Annotated in this window: 22 protein-coding genes; 11 read left to right on the top strand and 11 right to left on the bottom strand. The window is 34.8% G+C overall.

The annotated features are described in order from the left end of the window. Positions 1-34 precede the first annotated feature (34 nt). Complete coding sequence (gene rimO / locus PSA_RS22220; RefSeq protein WP_042148489.1) at positions 35-1,444, bottom strand: 30S ribosomal protein S12 methylthiotransferase RimO; 1,410 nt, start codon at positions 1,442-1,444, stop codon at positions 35-37. 170 nt (positions 1,445-1,614) lie between these two features. Between rimO and PSA_RS22215 the strand changes: the two genes are divergently transcribed. After that, a complete protein-coding gene (locus tag PSA_RS22215) occupies positions 1,615-1,851 on the top strand; it encodes a hypothetical protein (protein ID WP_042148492.1) in 237 nt (78 codons plus the stop codon). Between the two features lie 837 nt (positions 1,852-2,688). Here the strand turns inward: PSA_RS22215 and PSA_RS22210 are convergent. Together PSA_RS22210 and PSA_RS22205 are read right to left on the bottom strand one after the other, a co-directional pair. Then, a complete protein-coding gene (locus PSA_RS22210) occupies positions 2,689-3,519 on the bottom strand; it encodes a LytTR family DNA-binding domain-containing protein (protein WP_042148564.1) in 831 nt (276 codons plus the stop codon). An 8-nt stretch (positions 3,520-3,527) separates the two neighbouring features. After that, entirely contained in the window at positions 3,528-4,715 is a 1,188-nt protein-coding gene (locus tag PSA_RS22205) for a sensor histidine kinase (protein ID WP_231665489.1), read from the bottom strand. 173 nt (positions 4,716-4,888) lie between these two features. Here PSA_RS22205 and PSA_RS22200 point away from each other — a divergent pair, with 173 nt between their 5' ends. Continuing rightward, positions 4,889-5,422: a hypothetical protein gene (locus tag PSA_RS22200; RefSeq protein WP_042148496.1), complete on the top strand. Its 534-nt coding sequence runs from the start codon at positions 4,889-4,891 to the stop codon at positions 5,420-5,422. After that, positions 5,415-5,990: a uracil-DNA glycosylase family protein gene (locus PSA_RS22195; RefSeq protein ID WP_042148499.1), complete on the top strand. Its 576-nt coding sequence runs from the start codon at positions 5,415-5,417 to the stop codon at positions 5,988-5,990. Before PSA_RS22200 ends, PSA_RS22195 begins: the two co-directional genes overlap by 8 nt. Positions 5,991-6,048: 58 nt before the next feature. On the opposite strand, the gene PSA_RS22190 is transcribed toward PSA_RS22195, so the two are convergent. After that, the gene (locus PSA_RS22190) at positions 6,049-6,261 is read right to left on the bottom strand and encodes a hypothetical protein (RefSeq protein WP_042148502.1); all 213 of its coding nucleotides are present in this window, start codon (positions 6,259-6,261) and stop codon (positions 6,049-6,051) included. Positions 6,262-6,630: 369 nt separating this feature from the next. Between PSA_RS22190 and PSA_RS22185 the strand changes: the two genes are divergently transcribed. Further along, positions 6,631-8,070, top strand: a complete 1,440-nt coding sequence (locus PSA_RS22185) for a DUF1570 domain-containing protein (RefSeq protein WP_042148506.1) — start codon at positions 6,631-6,633, stop codon at positions 8,068-8,070. Between the two features lie 304 nt (positions 8,071-8,374). Here the strand turns inward: PSA_RS22185 and PSA_RS22180 are convergent, their stop codons facing one another. Further along, the gene (locus tag PSA_RS22180) at positions 8,375-8,728 is read right to left on the bottom strand and encodes a hypothetical protein (RefSeq protein WP_042148509.1); all 354 of its coding nucleotides are present in this window, start codon (positions 8,726-8,728) and stop codon (positions 8,375-8,377) included. 41 nt (positions 8,729-8,769) lie between these two features. Beyond that, complete coding sequence (locus PSA_RS22175; protein ID WP_042148511.1) at positions 8,770-9,012, bottom strand: hypothetical protein; 243 nt, start codon at positions 9,010-9,012, stop codon at positions 8,770-8,772. A 466-nt stretch (positions 9,013-9,478) separates the two neighbouring features. Between PSA_RS22175 and PSA_RS22170 the strand changes: the two genes are divergently transcribed. The 5 genes from PSA_RS22170 to PSA_RS22150 all read left to right on the top strand — a co-directional run bounded on the left by PSA_RS22170 (position 9,479) and on the right by PSA_RS22150 (position 16,783). Next, on the top strand, positions 9,479-10,720 hold the full coding sequence (locus PSA_RS22170; protein ID WP_042148515.1) for an HlyD family secretion protein: 1,242 nt from the start codon (positions 9,479-9,481) through the stop codon (positions 10,718-10,720). 37 nt (positions 10,721-10,757) lie between these two features. Further along, positions 10,758-11,465 carry an ABC transporter ATP-binding protein gene (locus PSA_RS22165; RefSeq protein ID WP_042148518.1) on the top strand — a complete coding sequence of 236 codons (708 nt, stop codon included), beginning with the start codon at positions 10,758-10,760 and terminating at the stop codon, positions 11,463-11,465. Continuing rightward, positions 11,462-13,870, top strand: coding sequence for an ABC transporter permease (locus PSA_RS22160; RefSeq protein ID WP_042148520.1), 2,409 nt, complete (start codon positions 11,462-11,464; stop codon positions 13,868-13,870). Before PSA_RS22165 ends, PSA_RS22160 begins: the two co-directional genes overlap by 4 nt. 160 nt (positions 13,871-14,030) lie before the next feature. Continuing rightward, positions 14,031-15,437, top strand: a complete 1,407-nt coding sequence (locus PSA_RS22155) for a sigma-54 dependent transcriptional regulator (RefSeq protein ID WP_042148522.1) — start codon at positions 14,031-14,033, stop codon at positions 15,435-15,437. Between the two features lie 17 nt (positions 15,438-15,454). Continuing rightward, positions 15,455-16,783, top strand: coding sequence for a PAS domain-containing sensor histidine kinase (locus PSA_RS22150; protein WP_042148525.1), 1,329 nt, complete (start codon positions 15,455-15,457; stop codon positions 16,781-16,783). Between the two features lie 69 nt (positions 16,784-16,852). Here the strand turns inward: PSA_RS22150 and PSA_RS24930 are convergent, their stop codons facing one another. The 3 genes from PSA_RS24930 to ykgO all read right to left on the bottom strand — a co-directional run bounded on the left by PSA_RS24930 (position 16,853) and on the right by ykgO (position 18,880). Beyond that, positions 16,853-17,002, bottom strand: a complete 150-nt coding sequence (locus PSA_RS24930) for a DUF2256 domain-containing protein (protein ID WP_082305873.1) — start codon at positions 17,000-17,002, stop codon at positions 16,853-16,855. A gap of 4 nt (positions 17,003-17,006) precedes the next feature. Then, a complete protein-coding gene (locus PSA_RS22145) occupies positions 17,007-18,461 on the bottom strand; it encodes a cryptochrome/deoxyribodipyrimidine photo-lyase family protein (protein WP_042148526.1) in 1,455 nt (484 codons plus the stop codon). Between the two features lie 278 nt (positions 18,462-18,739). After that, positions 18,740-18,880 carry a type B 50S ribosomal protein L36 gene (gene ykgO, locus PSA_RS22140; RefSeq protein ID WP_042148530.1) on the bottom strand — a complete coding sequence of 47 codons (141 nt, stop codon included), beginning with the start codon at positions 18,878-18,880 and terminating at the stop codon, positions 18,740-18,742. Between the two features lie 542 nt (positions 18,881-19,422). On the opposite strand from ykgO, the gene PSA_RS22135 reads away from it, so the two are divergent. Beyond that, on the top strand, positions 19,423-22,008 hold the full coding sequence (locus PSA_RS22135; RefSeq protein ID WP_042148533.1) for a zinc-dependent metalloprotease: 2,586 nt from the start codon (positions 19,423-19,425) through the stop codon (positions 22,006-22,008). 298 nt (positions 22,009-22,306) lie between these two features. Beyond that, complete coding sequence (locus PSA_RS22130; RefSeq protein ID WP_127924177.1) at positions 22,307-23,182, top strand: endonuclease/exonuclease/phosphatase family protein; 876 nt, start codon at positions 22,307-22,309, stop codon at positions 23,180-23,182. Between the two features lie 115 nt (positions 23,183-23,297). Here PSA_RS22130 and PSA_RS26950 read toward each other — a convergent pair whose 3' ends face one another. Together PSA_RS26950 and PSA_RS22120 are read right to left on the bottom strand one after the other, a co-directional pair. Next, positions 23,298-25,205: a serine protease gene (locus PSA_RS26950; protein WP_042148537.1), complete on the bottom strand. Its 1,908-nt coding sequence runs from the start codon at positions 25,203-25,205 to the stop codon at positions 23,298-23,300. A 611-nt stretch (positions 25,206-25,816) separates the two neighbouring features. Beyond that, positions 25,817-26,146: a hypothetical protein gene (locus tag PSA_RS22120; RefSeq protein WP_052380109.1), complete on the bottom strand. Its 330-nt coding sequence runs from the start codon at positions 26,144-26,146 to the stop codon at positions 25,817-25,819. Positions 26,147-26,360 lie beyond the last annotated feature (214 nt).

Raw genomic sequence — 26,360 nt, 5'->3', positions numbered from 1 at the left:
CGTTTCTAATATGAGTAATAATCTTAGTTTTAGATTAAACTAAGTCACCCCATAAATCGTATTCATCGGCATGTGCAATCTTAACGGTAACCATATCACCTGATTTTAACGATGTTTCACCATTTAAATAAACAACACCATCTATTTCAGGGGCATCAGCATAAGTACGACCAATCGCACCTTCGGTATCTACTTCATCTATTAAAACTTGCATAGTTTGACCTATACGCTTTTGAAGTTTAGCGTGGCTTATAGCCTGCTGCTTTAACATAAAGCGTTCAAAACGATCTTGCATAATTTCTTCAGGTACAGGATCTGGAAGGTCATTCGCTTTAGCACCTTCAACAGGTGAGTATTTAAAACAGCCAACTCTATCTAATTGCGCTTCTTCTAAAAAATCTAATAACTCTTTAAATTCTTCTTCTGTTTCACCTGGGAAGCCAACTATAAATGTAGAGCGGATAACTAACTCAGGACAAATTTCACGCCATTTATTAATGCGCTCTAATACTCTATCTGAGCTACCTGGACGTTTCATCAATTTAAGAATTCGTTTGTTAGCATGCTGAAATGGAATATCTAAATATGGAAGTATTTTACCTTCAGCCATTAATGGAATAATTTTATCTACGTGCGGATAAGGATAAACATAATGCAAACGTACCCAAACACCTTGTTTTGCCAACTCTTCACATAACTGCTGCATGTGCGTTTTAACAGGCATACCTTCATAAAAATCAAGTTTATGCTTAACATCGACACCATACGCAGAAGTATCTTGGGAAATGACTAATAATTCTTTAACTCCTGCATTAACTAAACGCTTTGCTTCCCCTAAGATATCGCCAACAGGGCGTGAATCTAAATCACCACGCATAGAAGGTATGATGCAGAATGTGCAACGATGATTACAACCTTCTGATATTTTTAAATAAGCATAGTGCTTAGGAGTCAGCTTTATCCCATGATCAGGTACTAAATCAATATGAGGATTATACTTAGGTTTTGCAACATGTTCATGAACTTGGCTTAATACTTCATCATAAGCGTGTGGACCTGTTACACCTAATACATTAGGGTGCAGTTCAACTATTTCGTCTTTTTTAGCTCCTAAACAGCCAGTCACTAACACTTTACCATTTTCTGAAAGCGCTTCTCCAATAGTATCTAATGACTCTTTCACTGCTGAATCAATGAAACCACAAGTATTAACAATAACTAAATCTGCATCATCAAAACTATTAGTTACATCATATCCTTCAGTACGGAGTTGCGTGAGAATACGTTCAGAATCTACTAAATTTTTTGGGCAACCCAGGCTTACAAAACCGACTTTAGAGCCAGTTGCTTCATTAAATTCACTATTAGAAGATTGTTTTTCAAATTCTTTTTTTGGTGTTTCAAGTGTTGTTGTTTGCTTTGGCGTATACACGTTGACGGACATATTTACTAATTCTTTTATTACTTACTATAAAATCGATTATACAGAAGAATATTAAAGATGTCTTTCGAGTTAGCTGTAATCTATAGGCGGCTGTTTCGTATTAAAAATATCTAGATTAAAAGTAACTATTCACTAGGGGAAAATTATTTTCTAATGATCCTTTTTAGCTATTGACCGATCCTGCCAGTAAATTGGGACTTAACAGTAAAAATAGTCGTATTGCGCCATCAAAAGATATTAACCGAGAAAAACAAACTAAAGATAAATCAGATAAACCAGCGGGTGGACAAAAAGGCCGAACGGGTAAAACGCTGACTCAGACTGAGACGCCCGATGAGATAGAAGTCATTTCAGTTGACCGAGACATGTTACCTCAAGGACATCTATCCAGTATGGCGTTGTTGTGAAAGCGCATGCCGTTTACTTATCCCAATATCAATTACTCCCTTATAACCGTATTGAAGAATACTTTGCCGACCAACTCTGTATCCCCGATCTGGTTTATCCTACAGGACACTTTATTAATCGAATATAATCCAATTATTGAGGTGTATTATGACAAAATAAAAAGTTAAAACTTATACTAAAGAGTTTAAAGAGGCAGCAGTTTCCCTTGTGACTGACCAGGGTTACAGTGTAGCTGAAGCAGCACCCCGTTATGCAAATTCCATTTTCAGATCTTAAAACAAGCCTTCTCATATACTTACCGAGTAGAATGAAACCAGGTGCATATTGGATGCAAACAAAAATCACCTAACAAATTATTGTGCCAACAATATTAATAATATTTTACCTTACTTACTTTACCGTTACATCATGAAGCCCTTAAACCAGATAAACAGCATTAGCAACTATTAGAGCACAAGTTAATGAAAAAATATAATGCCCACAGGCTTGTGTATGACGATCTGTTTTGCTGAGCAATAACCTATTTTTATTTGTAACAATTGTAAACTTGCTAGACATTAAAATGTAAGTGAGAATTATTAATATTTACTTTGGTGTTATAATAATTATCTTTTAGGGTCTAACATGCAACATATAAATATTCACAGAGGATTATCACATTTATCTGCAGCAATCTCGCCACAGACAATCTCGTTTAGTTTGGTTTTGGCGAAGTGAATTATACTAGATTGTTACTTACGCTCAAAATTCAAACAAAGATCAACAGCCCCTAAATAGCTACATTCAGAAAAGCAAAAAAAGCTATGTAAGTAAATATTCCATATAAAAAATCATAATTACAATTGTTTAGAATCTAATAACTCTTGGATAGCATTACTATAATTACGGCTCACTTTTAATTGAATATCGTCGCCTAGTTCTAAAATACTTTCATTATTACGCATTGAACGAATACGCTTAATGCAATTGATATTAACTAATGTAGATTTATGTATGCGTTTAAAAATACGTTCATCTAACTGATTTGCTAATTTTTTCATAGTGACACGCACTATATGGGTTTCATTAGCGGTATGAACACACATATAATCACCAGCAGCATCAATCCATCGGATCTCTTTTACTGATAGAAATACTTTTTCGTTGTCACTATTTTTAATCACTAATTCTTGGCAATAATTGGTCGGTAATTCAGAGTCACTTTCTAACCACTCTTCAAGTTCTGAAATTGCCAAACCAGAGGATTCTTCTAATGCTTTAAGTAACTTATATTTTTCTTTATCTGTATGATGAGGGCTTCTCCTATGTATAATCCGCTCAACTGTTTTTTTAAGCCGACTTAGATTTGCTGGCTTTAATACATAATCAATTGCATTTAATTCAAAAGCATCGATTGCATATTCTCCATAAGCGCTGACAAATACAATCATAGGTAAAATATCAGACTGAAGCACTTGCACCACTTCAATCCCGTTTAAACCAGGTAGTTGTAAATCTAAAAACAAAATATCAGGACATAATTCGTGGCACAGCTGTATTGCTTGATCGCCATCAGTTGCCTGGGCAATCACATTTATTTGAGGTATTTTTTCAAGCCGTAATTTTAATCCTTCAAGAGCAAGCGGCTCATCATCAACTATTATTGCGCTAAAAATTGGCTCATTCATTAATGCACTCACTTTTCAAAAGGAATTGAAATATAAACCTCAGTGCCTTTATTATCACCTTGAGATATATTAATTTCATAGTTACTATTAAACATCGCATCTAAGCGTGCTTTAGTATTTGTTAGACCAATACCAAATCCAGCTTTCGATTTTGGTTTTATACCTTCCCCATCATCTATGATCTTTAGCACTAATCGGTCATGCTCATGCTTTGCCATAATAATAATGGTGCCAGGCAGTTTATTTGGCTCTATGGCAAACTTGATTGCGTTTTCTACTAATGGTTGTAACAGCATACTGGGCACTTGTGCATTAAGTACAGATGAACAAATATCCATTTTTATATTTAATCGCTCACCAAACCTGACTTTTTCAATTGATAAATAAAGATCAAGTAATTCTATTTCTTTTTTTAAACTAGTATTTGATTTATCATTTTTGTCTAATGTATAACGGAAAAACTCACAGATCATATCCAGCATTTCATTAGCTTTATCATTATCATGTTTATATATGAGAGTAGATATCGCATTCATTGTATTGAACATAAAATGGGGATTAAGTTGATATCTGAGCATTTGTAATTGCGCATCTTTAGCAGCAGTTTGTGCTCGTAATAACATTTCATGTTCTTTTTGTAATCTCGTGTTATAGAGCATTACAAAAAATATCGCTGTCCAAACAAACATAGTTGTTAAAGAAAACAATAACCAACCACCAAATTCCAGCATATTCCATGCTTCATTCCATGGTTGGTTATAAACAATCACTTTATAACAGCTGAGCTTTATGATGTTATAAACTAATCCTAAAATTGCCGCAAAAATAAAGCTGAGCGCTAATGTAATATTTAATGGCAAGTGAACAACACGGCGAATAAGTAACCATTGAATATAAGACAAAACAAAACCACTCAAGGTTTCTACAAGTAGATTAATGATTTGCCCAGAGAAGTTAAAGCCCTGATCATCGAGTTGCGGCCTCACTATCGCAATAAAAACAACAATGGCATAACCTAGCCAACCAGCGATTTGTAGAGTCCAAAATTGTCTATTAATATTTGAAAATGTATTAGGCGCTAATTCAAGCCTACTTTCTTTATTTGTTTCTTGCATTTGCATCACATGTAAACTCAATATTTCATCAGAAATGGCATATCTATTTAAATCATATCTAAACAATTCAATGTATAACACTTAGATATACAAAAAGTACATTTGCGCTAAAGTGTGCATAATTTGAGATAACACCCAGCATATTATTTATAAATACAAATTTGAACCGTATTATATATTGAATGTTTAAGTATGATTAGCAATACCAATCATTTAAAATAATTCATAATATGATTTATAATTGAAGACTTTAAATGACAACATCTATTGGTTTTGGCTGCCCAAGTTTTAAATTTGCTATTTATATCGCTAATCAGCCAAATATGTCAGAATATCAAAATCTTGATTCTGTTTTACCAGTAACTCAAGGAGAGATTTATGCCATAGGCCAAGCATGTGGTAATGGTTGGCGTAAAGTATTTAATGTGTATGCAAAGTTATTATTTGCATTAAATAAAAAAGATTTTGATTACTGTAAGAACTCACTTACATGGCAACAATATAGAGATGACTATTTATTACAAAACAACACTCAAACTGCACTATTATTTAGCCCGCCAATAATTAAAGAAACCCCAGATTCTTTGCATATTATTTGTGGTAAAACTTATGCTAAAGAACTTATTAACTCCGATAAATTAAAGCTTGAATTAACTTGGTTAGATGATGAGTTCGCCATAGATAAAAGCAATAAGCTGATTGTGTGTCCTTACCTAGATTATCGTCAATTATCAAATCTCAAAATAGAACGGTTATCTAAAATGTTAAGTGAACTAAAACATGCTTAGCCACCTAAAAACACAAGTTCAAAACTGTGTTTTGTGCGAAGCACATTTATCACTGGGTCCTCGCCCAGTTATTCAACTTAGTAATGAGTCTAAAATACTGATCGCAGGACAAGCTCCTGGGTTAAAAGTACACCAAAGTGGTATTCCATTTGATGATGCCAGTGGTGATAGATTACGTCAGTGGTTAGGTGTAGATAAAACCGAATTTTATGATGATAAAAAATTTGCCATTTTACCTATGGGTTTTTGTTATCCCGGAAAAGGTAAGTCAGGAGACTTACCACCAAGAGCAGAATGTGCAATCACTTGGCGATCTAAGTTGTTAGCTGAATTAAAAAATATAGAACTCACAATCGTAATAGGTCAATATGCCCATGCATACCACTTACCCAATGCCAGTAAAAAACTCACTGAAAATGTAAAAAATTGGCAAGAATTTTGGCCTAAGGTTATTCCTCTTCCTCACCCTAGTCCTCGAAACAATATTTGGTTAAAACGAAATGCTTGGTTTGAAGATGAATTGCTGCCACCACTTAAGAAACAGGTTCAAAAAGTGCTATCTAATTAATAATTTAAAAGCTCATAAACATGTTTTCGTTTAGAGCTTTTGTGCTAATAAATAAAATTTATCTGCCGTAGTAATTACATGCGCCTCGGCTTGTATAAGCTGTTGAGCTTGCTTTGTACCATCCTGAACCTGGGCTATATTGCGCACATGTTCTAAATCCGTTTACTTTACTTGCATAAACGTACCAATAACCTGTTCCTGCTGAAGCCACAGGTGCTGCAGTTGTCATAGTAAGTGCAGCTGCGATGATAGAAGCTTTAAGTAATTTCATATGATAATCCTTATTTATCTATTTATAAAAATGTTTAAACATTAAAAAGCATCATTACTTTTAAAATAGACAATAACATCAGTACCTAAAAAAGGTAAGTTTATTTTTTCAAACTGAAGAATGTCCGTAATATGTTTACATTCTTTTAAGTTCCACTAAAAAAATTGTAAATTAGTCTAACTTATAACTAAATGTAATTAATTCTCATTATTGACTTTAATGCATTGATTTAAAATACAACTTACAAGTTAAAACAATAAAAAGACACTTCCCCTTCAAAAACTTCCGTTAAGTAAAGTTAGGTGTTATGTTACCTTTCACAAATAAATTACATTGGTAATAATTATTTTTGAATTCTTTGGGGATATTATGTTTAAATTTTTAGTCACTCTGTTACTTTTATATTTAATACAAGGGTGTGCGAGTATTGAAAAATTACAATCTGAACCCTGGCTCAAAAGCAAATCCAATAACTTTACTTTATATAGTAAATTAAATGAAACTGAAAATAAGTCTATTTTAGAAAATTTAGAAGCATTTAGAACACTTATTAATTTAACTAATAAAGACAATATTACACATACTTTTCCGACAGAAATTTATGTGATGAACAAAGATGAAGCTCACCTTTTTGATATTTCAAAGAATATAGGAGGATATTTCGATAATAATTTAGATAAAAACGTCATATACCTTAGATATTATAAAAAAACACAAGAAATGATCAGCACAATTTTACATGAATATGTGCATTATGTTCATGCTCAAAGAGAAGCGAGTTTTCCTCGCTGGTTCGAAGAAGGCACTGCAGAATACCTAAGTGGTGTCGAGATCGGAAAAGATAAACTAATTTTAGGAGCTATTCAAAAAGGCAGGTTAGCTTGGTTAGAGTATGAAAAATGGTTACCGGCTAAAGATATTATCAATCCAGGAGACATGTCTGAGTGGTCACGCACTGACCTAGGTATGTTTTATGCGCAGTCTTGGTTGATAACCTTTTATCTAAATAACAGAGCACTACCAGAAGGACAAAGCTACTCAACACAATTAAATAATTATGTTAGCGCCCTTCTCAAAGGAAAAGACAAAATTCATGCTTTTGAATCTGCTTTTAATTTAAAAATAGAGAAAGTTAATAGAGCAATAAAAAGTTATTGGAAAGAAGGGAAATTTAGAAAGTTCTCATTAAATAAATCAATACTTTTAAAAGATGTACACATAAAAACGCAAAAGCTCAATCAAGGTGAAACTAACTTAATGCTTGGAAAGTTTGCGTATTCTAGAGAACAAACAAAACAGTCATTATTTTACTTTGATAAGGCATCCACGTTTGAAACTCAAAAAAATAAAGCTTTTATAGGTAAAGCAAAAACACTGATTCTTGATAAAGCTTATGATGAAGCAAGTAATGTGCTACAACAAGTTAACGAAACAAATGCCGATTTGTCAGAACTATATTTCACCAAAGCGCAGTTAAACTTTGCGCTTGCTAAAAAAATTGAAGATAAAAAAACTCAAATAGACTTTGCTAACAAAGCATTGAAAGAGCTTGTAACTGCATGGAAGCTAGATAAAACTAATGCAAAAATTTATTACCTTTATGGCTTAATTAGCCTTAATTTTGATTTAGATCTTAGTCGCGCAGTCAGCATGCTTGAGGAAGCAATATACCATAACCCTTCTAATGTAGGTCTTAAAGTTATGCTCTTTAGAGCTAAAATATTAACAAGCTATAAGCAATCATATGAATATGGCCAAAGGTTGTTAGCCAGCTTTAATTCTGAGTACCACTTGAGTGCCGTTGATTAACTAAACTACCTTATTGAATTAGCAGGTCATTTAAAAGAATATAAAGGTGAAAAGGGTTTTAAAAGCTGGGCTATTTCCGAAAGTGGTGATTATGGCTATTCATATGGATTTTCCAATCAAGCTAAAGCTGATAAAGCAGCGATCGATTATTGTTTTTCTGATTTAAAAGAAGCCAATGATTGTCAAGTGATTGACCAGGAAAATACTCAGTCCAAAATATTTAAAGACTGGCTTAAGCTTAAAATACTTAAAACTGTTACAAATTAAATTCTTTCTTAAGGGGTCATTAATTGACCCCTGCTCATTACTGTCTAAGCCTTACAACCCGACTTGTATAGTCACTTAAATTAGCAATAGTACAATAGCGAAATGGAATCACTCCTATTCTCGTTAGGTGCGTATTAACAACTGGGCCAATGGCATACTCAACTTCAAAATGAAAGTTATTTGAGATATTACCAACACTCTGTTTACTGAAATAAAAAACATTGTTTCCGCCATGAACTCTTACTCCTTTTTCAAGTTGATATGTTGCGCCAGGAATTGGTAACCAAGTTACACCATCAGTTGTATATTCATATACTTGATCTATTACAACTGAGTCTAAACCAATTGGCCTTCTTAAAATAAGGTCAATCAGATTATATTTTACAGCCACTAAAGCTATATAGTGGCTGTAAATTTTTAATAGAAACCCATTTAATTTAAGCCATCACCTCTACAAGGAAAGTTTTCTTCAATTGTATAATGTTCTGTGATCTGGCCATATTTGCTAAAACTACCACTACACCATTGAATGGTATATCCTGCATGCTGTGTTTTAGCCACATCATGATAATATTGCCTTTCTTGATGATTACTTGGATACCATGCAGCGAATGCAGCAGATGTACCTAAAACGCTTAGCACAACAATTAAACCTGTTTTTATTGTTAATTTCATAATGATGCCAAATTTTTATTTAAACTATTTACAAGTACCAGTTTCAATAAGTATCTTCTTATCAGTTTTCACACCTCGCAGCACTCCTTTTCTGCCAAAACAAGGTCTGTAATAGGTACCTACAACTTTGCCGCTGTCGTCAACATAACCCTATACCGCAAAATCCCAGTAACCTGCAGTAGCTGCAAATGAAAGTAGAGTAAATCCTGCTGCACTAGCAACTGTATGACTTGATTGCATCCTCCACTTCAGTAGTTTAGCCGACAAAACTCTGTAATATTTTCCATCGACTTTATATCAATTCATTTATAATTGATCTTTTTGATTTCGGGAATTTTTGTCGATTTCGTAAAACCAGATTAAAAAACAAAATATAAACTCAATAATATTCCTTTAAATATAATAACTTACACATTGGCACAGCACTTGATATAGATATTTCATACTTGATAGTAAGGAATATCAGATGGACGTTAAAGTAACTCAGAATAAAAAATCAAATAGGCTAAAGTGGGCAAGCCTCTCAATCATATTATTTTCGCTCATCTTATGGCTTGTATTACAACCAAGTGGTGCGAGTAAAGTAAACAAGAATGATATCTGGACCGGTACAGTACAACGTGGCGATTTACAATTACATGTATCTGCATATGGTCGTTTAAAATCAAAAACTTCTCGACTATTAACAGCTAAAAGTAATGCTACAGTAGATAAAATTATATTAAAGCCAGGTGCTTTGGTCGAATCTGGCAGTGTAATACTAAAATTAACCGATCCACTGATATCGCAAGCACTCTCAGAGGCCAAACGCAGCGTTAATCAAAGTCAAAATCAATTCACTCAACTTGAAATCAATCAAAAACGTGAGTTACTTGCGCAAAAAGCACAACTAGAAACTTTACGTTCTTCTTTAGAGAGCGCAGCGCTGGAGGTTAACGCACAACAACAACTAATTGATAAAGGCATTGTTTCTAATATCGATTATCAGCGTAGTTTATTAGAACATCGCCAATTAACAAGACGATTAAAAATAGAGCAACAACGTATTGAACAGCTCAGAGCGTTGCATATTGCCAATCTTAAAATTGCACAATCCAATATAGATGCGCAAAAAGAAATTCAAAATGTAGCACAATCACAATTTCACGCTTTAACGGTAACAGCGGGGATCACAGGAGTCGTGCAATCTTTAAGTGTTGAGATAGGGCAAAGCGTCAGTTTTGGCCAACAACTGGCTTTGGTTGGTAGCACAGATCAATTGTACGCCCTTTTAAGTGTACCTCAGTCAACAATGCAGCAAGTTAAGCTGTCACAAAATGTCGCAATAGATACCCGAGGTGGGATCATAAATGGCGTTGTAAGCCGAATTGATCCCGTGATCAACAATGGCAGTGTTGAAGTTGAAGTCGTTTTAAACAGTGCTTTGACACACAACGCGAGACCTGAGTTAAATATCCAAGGAAAAATAGATACCGGACTTCGCAAGAATATACTTTATATCAATAAACCGATCGGTGTTGAACAAGACCAAAGCGCTCACCTTTTCAGATTAAATCAAAGTATCGATGAAGCCAAACAGATCAAATTGCAGTTTGGTGCGCAAACCCATGATAAAATTGAAATCATTTCCGGTGCTAAAGCTGCTGAGCAGTTTATACTGTCGGATATGTCTCGCTGGCATGCACATTCGACCCTAACTTTGATGTAATCGCTAAATAAAAATCTATAAAAATAAAGGAATCAAAATGAATCAAATTAGCAAACTAAAAATGACTGGGATCACTAAAACTTTCGTAACTAGCGAGATGCAAACCCATGCCCTACAAGGTGTCGACTTAGAGATTTTTGATGGTGATTATGTGTCAATTTCTGGACCCTCAGGTTGTGGTAAATCCACCCTACTCACTTTGCTGGGTTTATTAGATGCACCAACATCAGGTCAATTTATCCTCGCAGGACAAGATGCCAGTGCTTTAACGATTAATGAACGTGCCACATTGCGCAATGCACATATCGGATTTGTTTTTCAATCTTTTAATTTAATTGATGAACTGAGCGTTTATGACAATATTGCACTGCCATTGAGATATAGAGCGGATGCGTTAAGCGATATAGAGGTTAATAATCGCGTAAAAGAGTGTCTTGAAAAAGTAAAAATGAGTCACAGAGCACAACATAAACCAAATCAGCTATCTGGTGGACAACAGCAACGCATTGCCATTGCAAGAGCGCTTGTTAACAATCCTGATATTCTATTAGTAGATGAACCAACAGGTAACTTAGATTCAACAAATGGTGATGCTATTATGCAAATGTTGGCAGAATTAAACCGTTCGGGTACAACCATTTGCATGGTAACACACGACCCTCGCTATGCTGATTTTGCGACACGCAAACTGCATTTACTTGATGGCATTATGGCTGATGAGCTAAAAATGGAGCTGGCAGTATGAATTTAATTAAAAGCTTCTTTAAGCAAGACATCAAACTGGCATTTATCAACTTACTTAAGTTACCAGGCTTTAGTTTTACGGTTATTGCTACTTTATCTTTAACGTTAGCTGCACTGGCTGTAGTACTAAATATTAACTATTTAGTACTGAGTAAACCACTGCCTTACCCAAATGCCGACAATTTAATAACAACAGATCAAAGTGAAACCATCAATGGCGAAACGCAATACGGTTTTCAAATTCTATCTGCGCAATTTCACATTTACAGCAATGATACTGTGATAGATGAAATGGCACTGATGTCATTATTTGGTGATAGATTAACAGATTTAGCACAAGCCCCGTATTTAGATGGTATGCGCGTCACCCCTGAGTACTTTAGTCTACTTCGTCCTGCCATGCATTTAGGACGATATTTCAATGACAATGAGGGCATTAATGATAAGCAAAAAGTGATTATTTTAAGCTATAAAAGCTGGCAAAAACACTTTAAAGGCCTATCTGATATCGTAGGGCAATATACGCAATTAGGACAAAGCCGCTATCAAATAATAGGTGTAACAAGTGAAGATTTTGTTGCTCCTGAAGTATTTGGCAGTTTTCCAGTTGATGCTTTCATCAGTTTTGATGAAGAAGTCTCTCTTACTTCAAATTGGGATAGTATCACAGGAGGCATAAACGGTATTGCGCGATTAAAAACAGGCGTGAGTTTAACACAAGCAAATAGTGAACTTGGCCCACAAATAAATGCCTTATATCAAGGAAGAGAAGGTGTCGCCGCTAATACCAGCATAGGTGCGCAGTTTTTACCTTTGAAACAAAAAATTATTGCACGTAGCACAGATATGGCACTCATTTTACTCGCTGGTGTGATTACACTGTTACTGATCGCGATTAGTAACTTAACCAATTTATTTTTGTCTCGTGCTGCTCAAAAACAAAATGTAATGGCCATACAAGCTGCTCTTGGCGCACAACCGAAACACGTATTTATGAGCATGTTTGCTGAAGCATTAATATTATGTCTAACAGCTTGTTTATTTGGTCTTATTTTAGCTGGTTGGATCATGGTATGGTTAGACGCTGACTTACAATATATGTTTACGCGCTTACAACGTTTAGAGCTTGATGAAATGACTATCTTCATCAGTGCCTTTATTAGCTTATTCATTGCTTTTATTATGGCCTGGATCGGTGCAAAACAAGTAGATTATTCACAACTTAACAACCATTTACATAGCAGCGGAAAAGGCACAGGCGCTCAAATATCTCATTTTACTCGTAATGTTTTAGTTGCTAGCCAAATAGGTTTCGCTACTCTATTATTATTTGGTGCTACATCAGTATTAACGCCAGCAATCAATAGATTAAATCAAGACATAGGTTTTAATAGTAAAAACGTCCATTATTTACGTGTTGATGCTGGTAGCCTTGAAAGAACGCAATACTTAACTTTATCAAATGAAATCAAATCAACCCTAAGAGCTGAAGCACAAGTCAATGATGTTGCTAAAACAGCTGTTACTCCCTTACATATGGGGTGGGAGATTTACTTATATGATGTCAAAAATACTATGTTAGGGATCTTTAGTGTTGGCTTTTTTGATACAAATAGCTTTGCACTACTTCAGCATGAATTTGTTAACGGCACAGGATTTACACCAATATCAGGTGAACAACCTGCACCTGCAGAGGTGATAGTCAGTGAATCATTAGCTAAGCGTCTTTTTAATGATGAGTTAGCGGTTGGTAAGGTATTACAAACTGAAATAAATACACCTTTAACTGTTGTGGGTGTGGTACGTGATATTTATGTACCCGACCGAAGAAGTAGCTATGCGACTGAACGATTTTATTTACCGTATTCACCAACACGCTTAGGCTTTAAGATCAAAACAACGGCGCCATTAAAAACTCAACAAGTTAAATCATTGCTCAAAGGTATTGATCCTAACCTAAGTATCTCACAATTTAGCAGTTTAAATGAATTGTTAGATATTCGTTTAAGAGAAACACAACTGACAGCATTATTAACAATCAGCCTCATTTTATTGGCATTAAGTTTAGCTGCTGGTGGGGTATATGGTGTTTTAAGCTACAGTGTATTAATGCGACGTTATGAGCTGGGCATACATTTATCTTTAGGTGCGCATACACATACAGTGATTAAAATGGTAATTAAGCAAAATATCAAACCTGTGTTTATTGGCGTATTAAGCGGATGTTGTCTTGCATGTATCACCTATTTATTAAATGATAAATTTTGGCAAGCTAATATCAATCTTGATTTAACTTCTTTATTAATCGCTTTGCCAGTCATTATGAGTATTTCAGTTTTAGCTTGCTATCTACCTGTTAGAAAAGTAGTAATAGACGACCCATTAAAAGCGCTCAGAAGCGAATAAAACCGATAGCTTGGCCTATGGTTTTAGGCCAAGCTTTGTGTTTTTAAATAAAGCTGATAACATAAAATACTGATTAGATAGTAAATAACTGATAATCAAACATAAAATTCAAATAAACAATGCAGTTTACATAAGCTTCACTTTTAAAAAAGATAACGTCATGACAGTAAAAACCATTTTAATCGTAGATGATAAAGGCGATGTAAGAATTAGCTTAAAATTCTTACTCAAAAACCATGGCTATAGAATTTTAGAAGCTGAAGACTTAGCAACAGCTAAAGACTTGCTAAGCCAGAATAACATCGATTTAGTTTTACTTGATATGAACTATGAGTTTGATACCACATCCGGTGAAGAAGGACTCAACTTTTTACGAGACCAAACATCAAACACAAGCCCACCCATCATTGCCATGACAGCTTGGTCTAGTGTCAATCTCGCTGTAGAAGCAATGCAACTAGGTGCCAAAGATTTTTTTGCTAAACCTTGGGATAACCATGCGGTGGTTATGATGGTTAAAAAGCAATTAGCATTGGCAGATATTGCGCGCCAACAAAGTGCGCCGAGCAAGCCGCAACAATTATCTGATTCACCCAGCAAACACAATCCTCTTTTATGGCACAGCAATGAAATGCAACAGCTTAAAAAGCAACTTATGCGTATTGCTAAAACTGATGCGACAGTATTTTTAAGAGGTGAAAATGGCACAGGAAAAAGCTGTATTGCACAGTTTATCCATCACGCATCACTCCGAAAAGGTCAGTGTATCAATGTTAATGTTGGCGCAATTACAGAAACATTATTTGAAAGTGAGTTATTTGGCCATAAAAAAGGCGCGTTTACCGATGCCAAACAAGATCGCATTGGTCGCTTTGAAGCAGCCAATAATGGTACTTTATTTTTAGATGAAATTGGAACTTTAGCCTTGGCGCAACAAGCCAAGTTATTAAGAGTATTAGAGTCCAATGAATTTGAACGTGTCGGTGATAATCACACCTATAAAGCCAATTGTCGCATCATTTGTGCATCAAATGCCGACTTTGAAACCTTAATAGACCAAGGCGCCTTTCGTACTGATTTATATTTTAGGCTCAATACCATTGAACTTGAAGTACCAGCCCTTAGAAATCGTGTCGATGATATTATCCCTTTGGCGGAATATTTCATAAAACAACATAGTGAAAAATATCAATTACCTGAACCGACCCTTACTCAAAATGCTCAAACTCATTTATGCCATTATTCTTGGCCAGGCAACGTCAGAGAGCTTAGCCATATGATGGCCCGCGCAGTATTAATGAATGATTCTGGCATAATAGAAACCCACGAATTAGCTTTTAAACTAAGTAAAAACACAGATATAAAAGATGTGAATAATCAAAACTCAGTTATTCAATCAGAGCAAAATAATGGTACTGGACTCAGCATTATGACTTTAGAAGAGGCAGAAAAAAAATTACTCAAAATGGCCATGTTACAAACAAAAAATAATGTAGAAGATGCCGCCGCATTACTTGGGATCAGCAAAAGTGCAATTTATCGACGCCTTGACAAGTTTAACTTTTAAATCATTTAGGTACCAAAGTGAATAATAAAGCTGCCCGTTTTAAATTTAAATCATTAGAGCAATTTCTTAGCTTAAGTGCGATAGGCCTCACCTTAGTTGTTATAGGCTTATTATTGGCGCTGTTACTTATAACGCAGGCACCATTACTTACTTTTGTTAGTGTAACCGTTTTTACTTGCATTATTTTAGGGGTTTTTTTTTGGCAAGCAAGGCAAACCTTGTTAGCACCTTTTTTTAATATATCTTCAGTTTTAGAAGCTGTACGCCAAGAAGATTATTCTTTAAGAGCCAACCCTGAGTTTAATCATGGTGCAATAAAAATGCTCAGTGATGAAGTTGCACTAATGGCAGATGAATTACAAACTCGAAAACATCAATACGATCAACAAGCTGTTTTAGTGCTCAGACTAATAGAGCAATTGGCCAGTCCGATAGGCGTATTTGATGCATCTAATCGATTACAACATGCCAATGATGCCTTTTCAAGTTGGTACGGACAACCATGGCAAAATATTAAAGGAACTCAAGCACAAAAGTTAGGATTTAAACAAACAAATAACCTACAAAATAATAAATCTCCTTGGCAGTTACAAGATCAACAGCTAACAGAAAAATGGCAGTTAAGGCATAGCCAGTTTACAATGAAAAATGATCAATATCAGCTTGTTGTACTTACTAATATTGAACAAATAGTATATCAAACAGAGCAAGCAGCTTGGCATAAAATGACGCGTGTATTGAGTCATGAAATAAATAATTCTCTTTCACCTATCAAATCTTTAGCTGAATCTTTATCAGATGTGCTTAAGCCTGAAGATAAAGACGTATGCCAAGCGCTAGATGTGATTGCCACACGCAGTAGTGGTTTAATGACCTTTGTTAATCGTTATGCCTCTTTAGCAAAAGATTATGAAGTACATTTAGAGCTCATATCTGTACAAGCGTGTTTTGATCGTATTTTGACTTTGTTCGATACTAATATTGAAATTAACATAATGGCAAAACAAGTGATTGCAGATAAAGTTTTACTGGAACAGGTTTTAGTAAATTTAATAAAAAATGCGATTGAAGCCAGTAAAACCGGTCAAAGTGTGCTTTTACAAAGCAAAGAAAAAGATAACGGCGTTGAACTAATGGTGATTGATAGTGGCTCTGGGATCAGCAATTTTGATGATTTATTTGTGCCCTTTTATACCACAAAAAAAACAGGTAAAGGCATTGGTCTAAGTTTATCTCGTAATATGTTAGAACAGCAAGGCGGTAAACTTTCGTTACAAAATCGCACTGATCAGCAAGGCGTTCAAGCTGTTATTTATCTTAAAAATAACAAAAAACAGATTAAATAACCAATTAAAAAAATTATCAAACCACGTTACCTATTTTTATAAGTTTATAAAATGACTTAAACCCAAGTATTAATGTTTGCGACAGCGTTTGGAACAATAAATAACATTGTCCCAATCTCTTTGCCACTTTTTACGCCAACTAAACAATCTATTGCAAGTTGGGCATAGTTTTTGAGGTAATACAGCCTTCCCTTTAGATTTATTTTCTCGTTGTGCCATCGTGTTAATTCTTTCTCACATGACGCGCGATAATTCGATAACCTTCTTTTTGGACTAAATCACTTTTCTTCCATTGCCATAATAAATCTCTAGCTGTTTTACCCGATTTAACAATATCTACAATTGGCTTTGGATAATCTTCTCCTAAAGTAAACCCATACATAATTTGCTCCATATCAGTCATAAGCCAAGGTTCATGTATTAAAGGCAGTGGCAATTTTTTTAAAGCAGGGATCCAAGTCGTTATAAAATACGCTTCACTATCTTTTTCTTTAGATTGCTTAATTGGGTTATACACCCTAATGGTATTAATACCCATCACACCCGCTTGCATTTGAAATTGGCTATAGTGAATACCTGGTTCAAAGTCTAAAAAAACAGATGCTAAATGCTTCACGCCTAATCGCCAATCTAGTGCAAGATTATGGGTTAAAAAACTAACCAGCATCGCGCGCATTCTAAAATTTATGTATCCTGTATTTTTTAAACACAACATACAGGCATCTATCAGCGGATAACCCGTTTGACCATTTTTCCATGCATTCAAATTCAATGCTGCGTTAGCACTTGTATCTGTAGGTAAATTGTCATAACCGCGGTTTAAATGCTGATACTCCATAGTATGTTCACTTTCAAATTTTTGAATAAAATGACAATGCCAATGTAACCGAGAACTAAATGCCACCAGTGAACGTCTCCAACCCACTTGATCCCAGTGTTGTAATGTTGCTTGATAAACTTGCCTTAAACTAATATTTCCCCAAGATAAATAGGCTGATAACCTTGAACAATGTGTTTGACTCAATTGCGGACTAGATAATGAATACGCATAAGACTTGCCGCGTAGCTCAAAAAAACTGTGCAACACTTTTTGAGCTTGTGTTTCTCCGCCTTGCTGCATTAAAGTGTCTTGGGTTAACCAAGCTGACTCTAAACGTGTATATTTATCTTTGTGTAATACAAATTTAGCCTGAGTGATTAAGGTGGGTTCAATTTTAGCTCGCATCATTGCAGACCAAGTTTTGTCCCAAGTTTTCCGATTTGATAAACCTCTAATTACTGCACCTGTTTTGCTCTCATACCAATTGATTTGATGATAATTACACCAATTTTGTAATTGAATATCTCTATGATAAGTATTGCCTAATCCAATCTCTTGATGACTAAAAATAGAATTAATATCCAGATTGTGATTTAGTTCATCAAAAATATCTAGCGCATTACCGCGCTTTATCCAGAGTGACTGATCAGGTAAAGCTTGCTGCATATCCATTAAAGATTGGTATACAAAACGCCAATGCCGTGTTGAGTAATGACTATCACTTAGTTGAAGGTCTTCAAATATATACAACAGCAGTATTTTCCTACCAGAACGAATACTATCAGCTATTGCCCTACTTAATGGTTCATGATCTGATAATCGTAAGTCTCGTTTGAACCAGACTAAATTTATCGACATATCACAGCACTATTATCTATTGATTTTGAAAAATGCATTAATACTCTCAATCCAAATGAACATATATGTTGTTTTAATCAAGTGCTATACGTTTGAGGATGATGTTTGGATTACATTTTAACAATAATCACATCAGTTAAATAATTTGAGAGTAATAAATTAAATGACAAGCGGCTGTTAATAGTTAATTTAGTTAAATTTTATGTACGCAGGCGTTGTATAGCGTAATGCGTCGTACAACATGTGTGTACGACATTTTTAATATGCAATTTTAAAAATTACTTTTTTTTCTTTTTACCTTGAACAGCTTTAAATCGCGGGTTTTCTTTACAAATGACATAAACACGCCCTTTACGTTTTACAACTTGGCAGCCAGGGTGTCTTGTTTTTGCTGATTTTAATGAGCTAAGTACTTTCATGTTTTCATCCTATTTATAATCATTTAAATGTTTAGTATCACTGTTTCAATATCAGGTGCCCGGCAACTTAAAACTTTGCAGCCACATAAACTAAAAGTGTCTTATGGATTAGTTTTATAAATTAACAGCAGTTAGTGATATGTTGTAACATATCAATAATTACAATGCATGTAAATGATAATGATTTTTATTTGTAAAAATAATTTAAAAATATGCTTTCACAAAATAACAATCAATTACTTGCTAAAAAGAGGATAATTCGCAACACAAATAAAGTATTTTTTAATCAAAATTTATGCGTTTTAATGAAAATAATAGTTATAGATAATATTTTTAGAGGAATTTTTAAGCGGTAATTGTAAAATAAAAGGTTAATTATATGTGTGATACTATCTCATTACCCACATAAAAACTGCTAAAACGAATTAATCACCAGAAAAACAGTCATTTTTAACGTGTTTTTTATGAAATACACCCTACATTACTACCTATTTTATGTGTAAAAAGTTATATTTTCGTTACTGTACCCGTAAGGAATAATTATGACATTTAACAAAAAAGTACTCGCGCTTAGTGTAGCAGCGTGTATCACCACATCATTTTATAGTGCCTCAACAATTGCAGCTGATAAAAGTGCGACTAAAGCAGAAACTAAAAAAGACAAAAAACAAAAAACAATTGCTGAAATCACAAAAGATCACACGCAACATGATGGCCTATTTAAATTATTTCAAAACAAAAAATCAGGCGCTGTGTTACTTCAGCTAAACGAATCTCAGTTAAACAGCGAATTTATTCATTTTTCTCAAATTATGGATGGCTCAGGAAACTTTGGTTTTAGAGGTGGCTATCGTGGTAGTTCAGTTTACACATTTAATCGTGTATTTGACCGTATAGAAATTCGTGCTGAAAACCAACATTTTTACTTTGATCCAAACAATGCAATCAGTGGCGCTAAAGATGCGAATATTAACCGCCCAATTATTGCCAGTGTTAAAATTAAAGCCCATGATGAAAAAACGGGTGATATTTTAATTGATGCAAAAAGTATCTTTTTAACAGAAGCACTGGATCAAATAAAGCCGTCAAAAAACCCGAAACAAAAACCGGGCTCAAGACGTACTTTAGGTAAGTTAAGTAAAGATAAAACAAAATACTTAGCGCTGCATAACTACCCTCAAAATACTGATTTAAGCATTGAATACGTTTACGACAGCGCAGCACCTATGAGACCACGGGTTTCACGCCCTGGCACAGCAGACTTTGCTTATACAGATGATAGAAGCATTAACTTGCATATTCGCCATAGTTTAGTTGCGATGCCTGAGAATAACTTTAAACCGCGTTTTGATGATCCGCGAGTGGGTTACTTTGGTCAAACTAAATACGATATGACTGCATTACAAGATCCAACACCGTATCGTGATGTGATTAACCGTTGGCATTTAGAGAAAAAAGATCCAAATGCGGCTATTTCAGAACCGGTTGAACCTATTGAATGGTGGATTGAAAATACCACGCCAGTTGAGTACAGAGACATCATTAAAAAAGCAACGCTAGCTTGGAATCCTGCATTTGAAAAAGCGGGTTTCAAAAATGCAATGGTAGTGAAAGTACAACCAGATGATGCTAAATGGGATGCAGGTGATATACGCTACAATGTATTACGTTGGACATCATCACCAAAAGTTGTTTTCTCTGGTTACGGGCCAAGCTTTGCCAACCCTAAATCAGGACAAATTTTAGGTGCTGACATTATGCTTGAGCTATCTGGCTTTACGCGTCGTTTAAATGCACTTGATATATTCAGTGGCGAACACAGCGCACATAATGCCGATCACCATCAGGATCATTCAGCACTGGTAGAATCAGCACAATTTGGACAAGCTGCATTGAATGCATCAGCAGCAAGTGCCGCTGACAAGTCACGTTTTGTTGATGAATACTTACATTACCTTGTATTGCATGAAGTTGGCCATACACTTGGCTTAAACCACAACATGCGTTCAAGCCAATTGCACTCAAAAGATAAAGTGCAATCAATTATGCCAAGCGATAACTTGCCTTTGACTGGTTCAGTAATGGAATACCCTGCTATTAACTTTGCACCAAATGGTAAAAAGCAAGGTTCTTACTACACCACTATGACTGGCCCATACGATGAGTGGGTTATTGAATATGGTTATTCAACACCACTTGAGAATGAAAAAGCCGAGCAACAACGTTTAGATAAAATATTAGCGCGTTCAACAGAACCTGGAAATGCGTTTGGTAATGATGCTGATGATATGCGTGCGCCAGGTAAAGCAATTGATCCTCGCGTTAATATTTATGACTTATCAAATGATGCCATTGGTTATGCTAAAGATCGTTTAGATAGAGTAAATACATTAGTGTCTGACTTATTAAAACGCTCAGTTGTTGAAGGTCAATCTTACCAAGGATTAGTAACTGATTATGCCGTACTCAATCGCGAATATCATAACAATGTTGGTGTAGTATCACGCTATATCGGCGGTGTTTATGTAGAGCGGGGGTTTGCTGGTCAAGAAAATGCTAAAACGCCATTCACGCCAGTGCCAGAAAAAGAGCAAAGACGTGCAATGGAAGTACTCAGTGACTTTGTATTTTCACCAGATGCATTCTCAGTTGATGAAGAACTCGCACAGCACTTACAAATTCAGCGCCGTTTCTTCTTTAATTACTCAAAAACTGAAGATCCTAAGTTCCACGATATGGCATTACGCACACAAAAGTCGGTACTAAACCACGTACTACACCCAGTTGTGTTAAAGCGTATTGTTGATACTGAACTATACGGTAACGAGTTTAAGTTAGATGAAGTATTTGCAGAATTAACCAAAGCGATCTTTAAAGCTGATGCTAAAAAAGATGTAAATAGCTTTAGACGTAACCTTCAGCGTGAATATGTTAACCGTTTGATTAAAATCGCAAGTAACAATAAGCAAGGTGCAAGTGGTCAAAGTATTCAAGCATTAGCACGTTATAACCTAAAAGAAATCAAAGATATGATTAAGCGTCGTAAAGGTGACACGGTTAGCGCCGCGCACAAAGAGCAGCTTATTTACTTGATTTCAAAAACGCTAGATCCCAGAGCGAAAGCTTAAAGCTGTATAATTTGATTAAGTATTTACATTAAAACATAAATAAAAAACGGTGCTTATTAGCACCGTTTTGTTGTTTACTCAATATATTTTATAAAATTAATCCGTTAAAGAATGTAATGCGCTTTTTGCTGTGTGAATACCTTTTGGCAATCAGTGATGGATCTATAGCACGAAGGTGTATCGATAGGCCTTTTTTAAATTTTTTAATCATTTTACGTTAATAAAAACCATAATAATTAAGCTGTTGTAAATGTTATTAAATTGATTTAATTTACGTGCACAATATTGATTCAATAGTATGAAGCAGATGAAAGCAATCGCAATAATTTTAACTTGTTGTTTATTTATAGGGTGCGCAACAAAATTAACACCTAAAGACAGCATGACAATCGCCACTTGGAATATTCGTTTTGCCCCAGAACATGTCCTTCCGGATCATAGTCCAGAACTTTACCCATGGCACAAAAGGGCTAAAGGCATTGGAGTAAAAACAGACAAATTAAACATATCAATTTTAGCAACACAAGAAGGCAATAAAGCACAACTTGATGAGTTATCTCACCAATTACCAGCATTAGATATGGTCAATACTCATCGCCTGTGGTCAAAAAATTTTTTTCCTACTTTTTTTATCAATCCAACAAGCGTTACTGTAATAGACTCAGGTGATTTATGGTTATCTGATACACCACACATCGTAGATAGTAAATTGCCTTCGAGTAAGTGGCCTCGTATGCTCACTTGGATGCTAGCTAAAATAGCAGATTTAGAAGGAACATGGTTAGTTACGAATGTGCATTTTGATGGTTCAAATGATCAGCAAGTGAAATTACTCACATCAATTGTCAATCGCTTAATTGAACAACAAAAACCTGATCATACTGTCTTGTTAGGTGACTTTAACTATTCACTGCAACAAAGTTTAGATTCTAATAATTATAAAGACCTGCATCAAAATTTCAGTCACATGCAACATGGAAAAACTTACAATGCACACGGTGATTTTAAGAAAAAACACAAGTGGGATATAGATTGGATTTTGACCAGTAAGCACACATCAAAAAATCATATAACCGATCACATTATCAACACAGCAAGACAACGCGATGGTTTTTATTTATCAGATCATGATTTGCTCATGTTAAAAATTAGCTCAAAAAATCAGATCCAATAAAATAACCATTTTTGAGTTAACTTGCATTATCTATTAACTTAATGACTATTAAAAATAGTCTCACTGTTGAATAGTGAGACTAAAGATAATTCCATTGTCAAATTATTATTAATAGTTAATAACTTGCTGTCAGTGTAAGACCTGAATATGCATTGTAACCATTAAGCATAATAAAGTATGTGCCACCAGTTCCTGAACTTAGGTCACATGACTCATTATTACCATTTTTATATGGACGACAGTCATAACTTGTTGTGCTAGGCGCTGCACCTTTTTTAACGTATAAATCAGCATCGCCTGAGCCACTTGAAGTACTTACATTTAAGGTAACACCTGCTGGAACTTCGATGGTGTAGACAATTTGTGAGTTAGTATCTCCCGCCAAATTACTCTTTGACACACCATTTTGTAAACAATTACTGCCACAATTATTAGCCTCTGTTGTTTGCGCTTTCAATGCAACACCCGTAAAGCCTTGATACCCTTTGACCATTGCAAACCACGTACCTTTTTCAGGGTTATTAACAGTACAAGTTTCTTCGTTACCATTTTTGTATGGACGACAACTATAGGATGATTCTGATGGTTTTGCTCCTTGCTTTAAGTATAAATCGGCGTCACCAGTACCACCTGTAGTACTAAATAACAATTTATCTTTATTTTCTGTAACTTCAAAGCTAAAGAACTGCTCAGAACCAGTTGAGCCGTTTAAAGATACAGCTACTCCGTCTTCTAGAACGGTTAAAACTGGATCAACAGGGTCAACCGGATCTGGCCCATTATCACCATCAGGTATTTGGCCATTGAAATGACTCGCAACTTGAGGCCAAATTAAACTCACCTTTGCACCTTTATTAGTACACCCACCTAAATGATGCAGCGCTATTACTTTATTAGTTTGTGCAGCTAAAACAGGTGAGCCAGAAGAACCACCTATTGTATCGCAATAATACCCAAGGTCAGTATCCGTTCCACGACCTGTTGCATTAGCATCATTTACTGAACACAATCCTGTACTATCTTGATCTGATTCGATAGACAATTCTTTTGGATTACCTGAACCATGCTGAGGAATATAAATACGCTCACCTTGTGTTGCATCACGAACATCCAGGCCAAAATAACCAAATGGTGCTGCTTTAGCAAAATCATTAATACTAAATAAGGTGTAATCAAGCGTGTAATCAGTTTTTAAAAGATCTTTGCCTGTTACTTTTACCACGGAATCTAATGTCGAACCGTTACAAGATGTATGTTGATAATTAAACCAGATCTCGGTATTTGCCAGCCCACTTGCAGAATCAACACAATGGTTGTTTGTAAACATACGATTATCACTGCCAACACGCCAGCCAGTACATAAACCCGATCCCCCCATTAACAGTCGTGCTACTGGGCGAGTGCGTTCATATTCGGTTGGATTAGTTTCAGCCCAACATTGCACATCTTTGCGCTCCATTTCTCCACATGTAGAGTAAATACCAACATCTGATGCAACAGATTGCGATAATTCATTTTCGGTACCATGATAATAGCTATCAATTACTGCATTTAACTGATGACTGCTCGCATCTAATACCAGTGCATTATTTGCCGCCGAAGTCGTATACTCAACAATGACCTTATCTGCAGAAATAGACATAGCATAAAATGAACTCACCCCATCATCACCTAATGCTGTTGTCGATGCACTCATGTTTGCTTGATTGTATTCATAGCGCTCAAACCCATCTTCTGAACGTACCACTAAGCTCGCACCATTTGCTAAGTTAACATTTTTAAAATGTAATTTGATATAACTGGCATTAGGGTGAGAAACCGTTTGTGTGAATACTTTTTGACCACTTTGATTCAATTTAGTGTAATGCTGATTAAGTTTTAGATTCAGTGAAGCAGAAGCCCCTATTGTCGTTTTTTGTGCTTTTGACGTATATTTCAACATGTGTGCCTCTGTCAGTGGAGCTTGACCAAATGCAGACAATGACATCACACTCAAAAACGGTAATAGTTTATTTATTTTCATTTGTATTTCCTTTTTGTATTTTTATAGGTACTAAAACTGGTCATAAATCTATATTGGGAACACTTACATGTAAACTAATTGTTAAGAACATTTTAATATTGAGTTTTCAGAAATTATATCATTCAGATCTATGGACATCTAAACATCTACAATTAAAGTTAATTAACCATCTGTATTTGATTAACTTTTTCTGAATAATTTACAATTGAATTGTAAATTTTAAAATTTGACTTTAAGCAGTAAAAATTAAAAATAAATTAAAAGTAATTAGACGCCCAAATCTATACTGCTGATTTTCAGAATATTAAATTTATTAAAATGACTCATTTAGTATTAAAAAGCTAAGCTCGTTTATCGATGCACTTTAAATTCACACCATAAAGGTAAATAATTTCACTTTATACTTTGAATTAATCAGGGTTTTTGTTTTTAAGGGCTGAGTATTTATATGTAGACATATTTAGTTAATAGAGAATGCACTGTTACATATTTCATAGCTGTTAAAAAAATATGTTTTTTACAATTTAATATTAAACACACCCTTTGTACCAACTTTGGCGATATGAATGCGCACAGCTTATGCGCGCAGATTTTGTACCTGCAAAGTTAGCTTATTGCCGCCTAGAATGTTGAATCGTATTTATCCAAGTCTCTATTTCTATGTTCAATTGAGTTAATAATGCAGGTTGGATTATTTTAACTGAACCAAGTTTATTTGGTGTGATTAATCGACTACTAAAATCAGCTAATTCTAAATAGTCAAACAGTGTAAAAGGTAGTGTATATTTATCTACTGAACAGCCGAATTTTAATAACTGTTTTGGTTGCTGTGATAGAGTAATCTCTGAATTTTTATGATATGGCTGTTTTTGAAAGATTTTATATTGTTTGATACGTTCTTGAATTGATGTGAAATCACTCTCTTTTAAAGAGTCTGCCATTTTAGCTCTAATTGGATTTAAATCAACCTACATCATTAGCCACAAAAATTTTGATCATAAATACCAATTAGAGGTGAAAACTAAGGAAGTTATTTTTTCATATCATGCTAATAAAATTAGTCATATTTAATGAAATGCGCTCATAGCCATAATCGCAGTTGGTATAAGGGCTCAGCTTAGTTACTAAACCTTATTTATTTAAATTGCTATTTAG

Source organism: Pseudoalteromonas sp. '520P1 No. 423' (assembly GCF_001269985.1).
In the GTDB taxonomy this organism is placed as follows: Bacteria; Pseudomonadota; Gammaproteobacteria; order Enterobacterales; family Alteromonadaceae; genus Pseudoalteromonas.
The sequence above is the reverse complement of the archived record's forward strand: the minus strand, read 5'-3'. Positions and strand labels throughout refer to the sequence as shown.

Bases quoted from the DNA above. Each gene is read 5' to 3' on its own strand.
- rimO (WP_042148489.1), bottom strand. From the start codon at position 1,444: ATGTCCGTCAACGTGTATACGCCAAAGCAAACAACAACACTTGAAACA.
- PSA_RS22210 (WP_042148564.1), bottom strand. From the start codon at position 3,519: ATGAATGAGCCAATTTTTAGCGCAATAATAGTTGATGATGAGCCGCTT.
- PSA_RS22200 (WP_042148496.1), top strand. From the start codon at position 4,889: ATGACAACATCTATTGGTTTTGGCTGCCCAAGTTTTAAATTTGCTATT.
- PSA_RS22195 (WP_042148499.1), top strand. From the start codon at position 5,415: ATGCTTAGCCACCTAAAAACACAAGTTCAAAACTGTGTTTTGTGCGAA.
- PSA_RS22190 (WP_042148502.1), bottom strand. From the start codon at position 6,261: ATGAAATTACTTAAAGCTTCTATCATCGCAGCTGCACTTACTATGACA.
- PSA_RS22185 (WP_042148506.1), top strand. From the start codon at position 6,631: ATGTTTAAATTTTTAGTCACTCTGTTACTTTTATATTTAATACAAGGG.
- PSA_RS22175 (WP_042148511.1), bottom strand. From the start codon at position 9,012: ATGAAATTAACAATAAAAACAGGTTTAATTGTTGTGCTAAGCGTTTTA.
- PSA_RS22170 (WP_042148515.1), top strand. From the start codon at position 9,479: ATGGACGTTAAAGTAACTCAGAATAAAAAATCAAATAGGCTAAAGTGG.
- PSA_RS22165 (WP_042148518.1), top strand. From the start codon at position 10,758: ATGAATCAAATTAGCAAACTAAAAATGACTGGGATCACTAAAACTTTC.
- PSA_RS22160 (WP_042148520.1), top strand. From the start codon at position 11,462: ATGAATTTAATTAAAAGCTTCTTTAAGCAAGACATCAAACTGGCATTT.
- PSA_RS22155 (WP_042148522.1), top strand. From the start codon at position 14,031: ATGACAGTAAAAACCATTTTAATCGTAGATGATAAAGGCGATGTAAGA.
- PSA_RS24930 (WP_082305873.1), bottom strand. From the start codon at position 17,002: ATGGCACAACGAGAAAATAAATCTAAAGGGAAGGCTGTATTACCTCAA.
- PSA_RS22145 (WP_042148526.1), bottom strand. From the start codon at position 18,461: ATGTCGATAAATTTAGTCTGGTTCAAACGAGACTTACGATTATCAGAT.
- ykgO (WP_042148530.1), bottom strand. From the start codon at position 18,880: ATGAAAGTACTTAGCTCATTAAAATCAGCAAAAACAAGACACCCTGGC.
- PSA_RS22135 (WP_042148533.1), top strand. From the start codon at position 19,423: ATGACATTTAACAAAAAAGTACTCGCGCTTAGTGTAGCAGCGTGTATC.
- PSA_RS22130 (WP_127924177.1), top strand. From the start codon at position 22,307: ATGAAGCAGATGAAAGCAATCGCAATAATTTTAACTTGTTGTTTATTT.
- PSA_RS26950 (WP_042148537.1), bottom strand. From the start codon at position 25,205: ATGAAAATAAATAAACTATTACCGTTTTTGAGTGTGATGTCATTGTCT.
- PSA_RS22120 (WP_052380109.1), bottom strand. From the start codon at position 26,146: ATGGCAGACTCTTTAAAAGAGAGTGATTTCACATCAATTCAAGAACGT.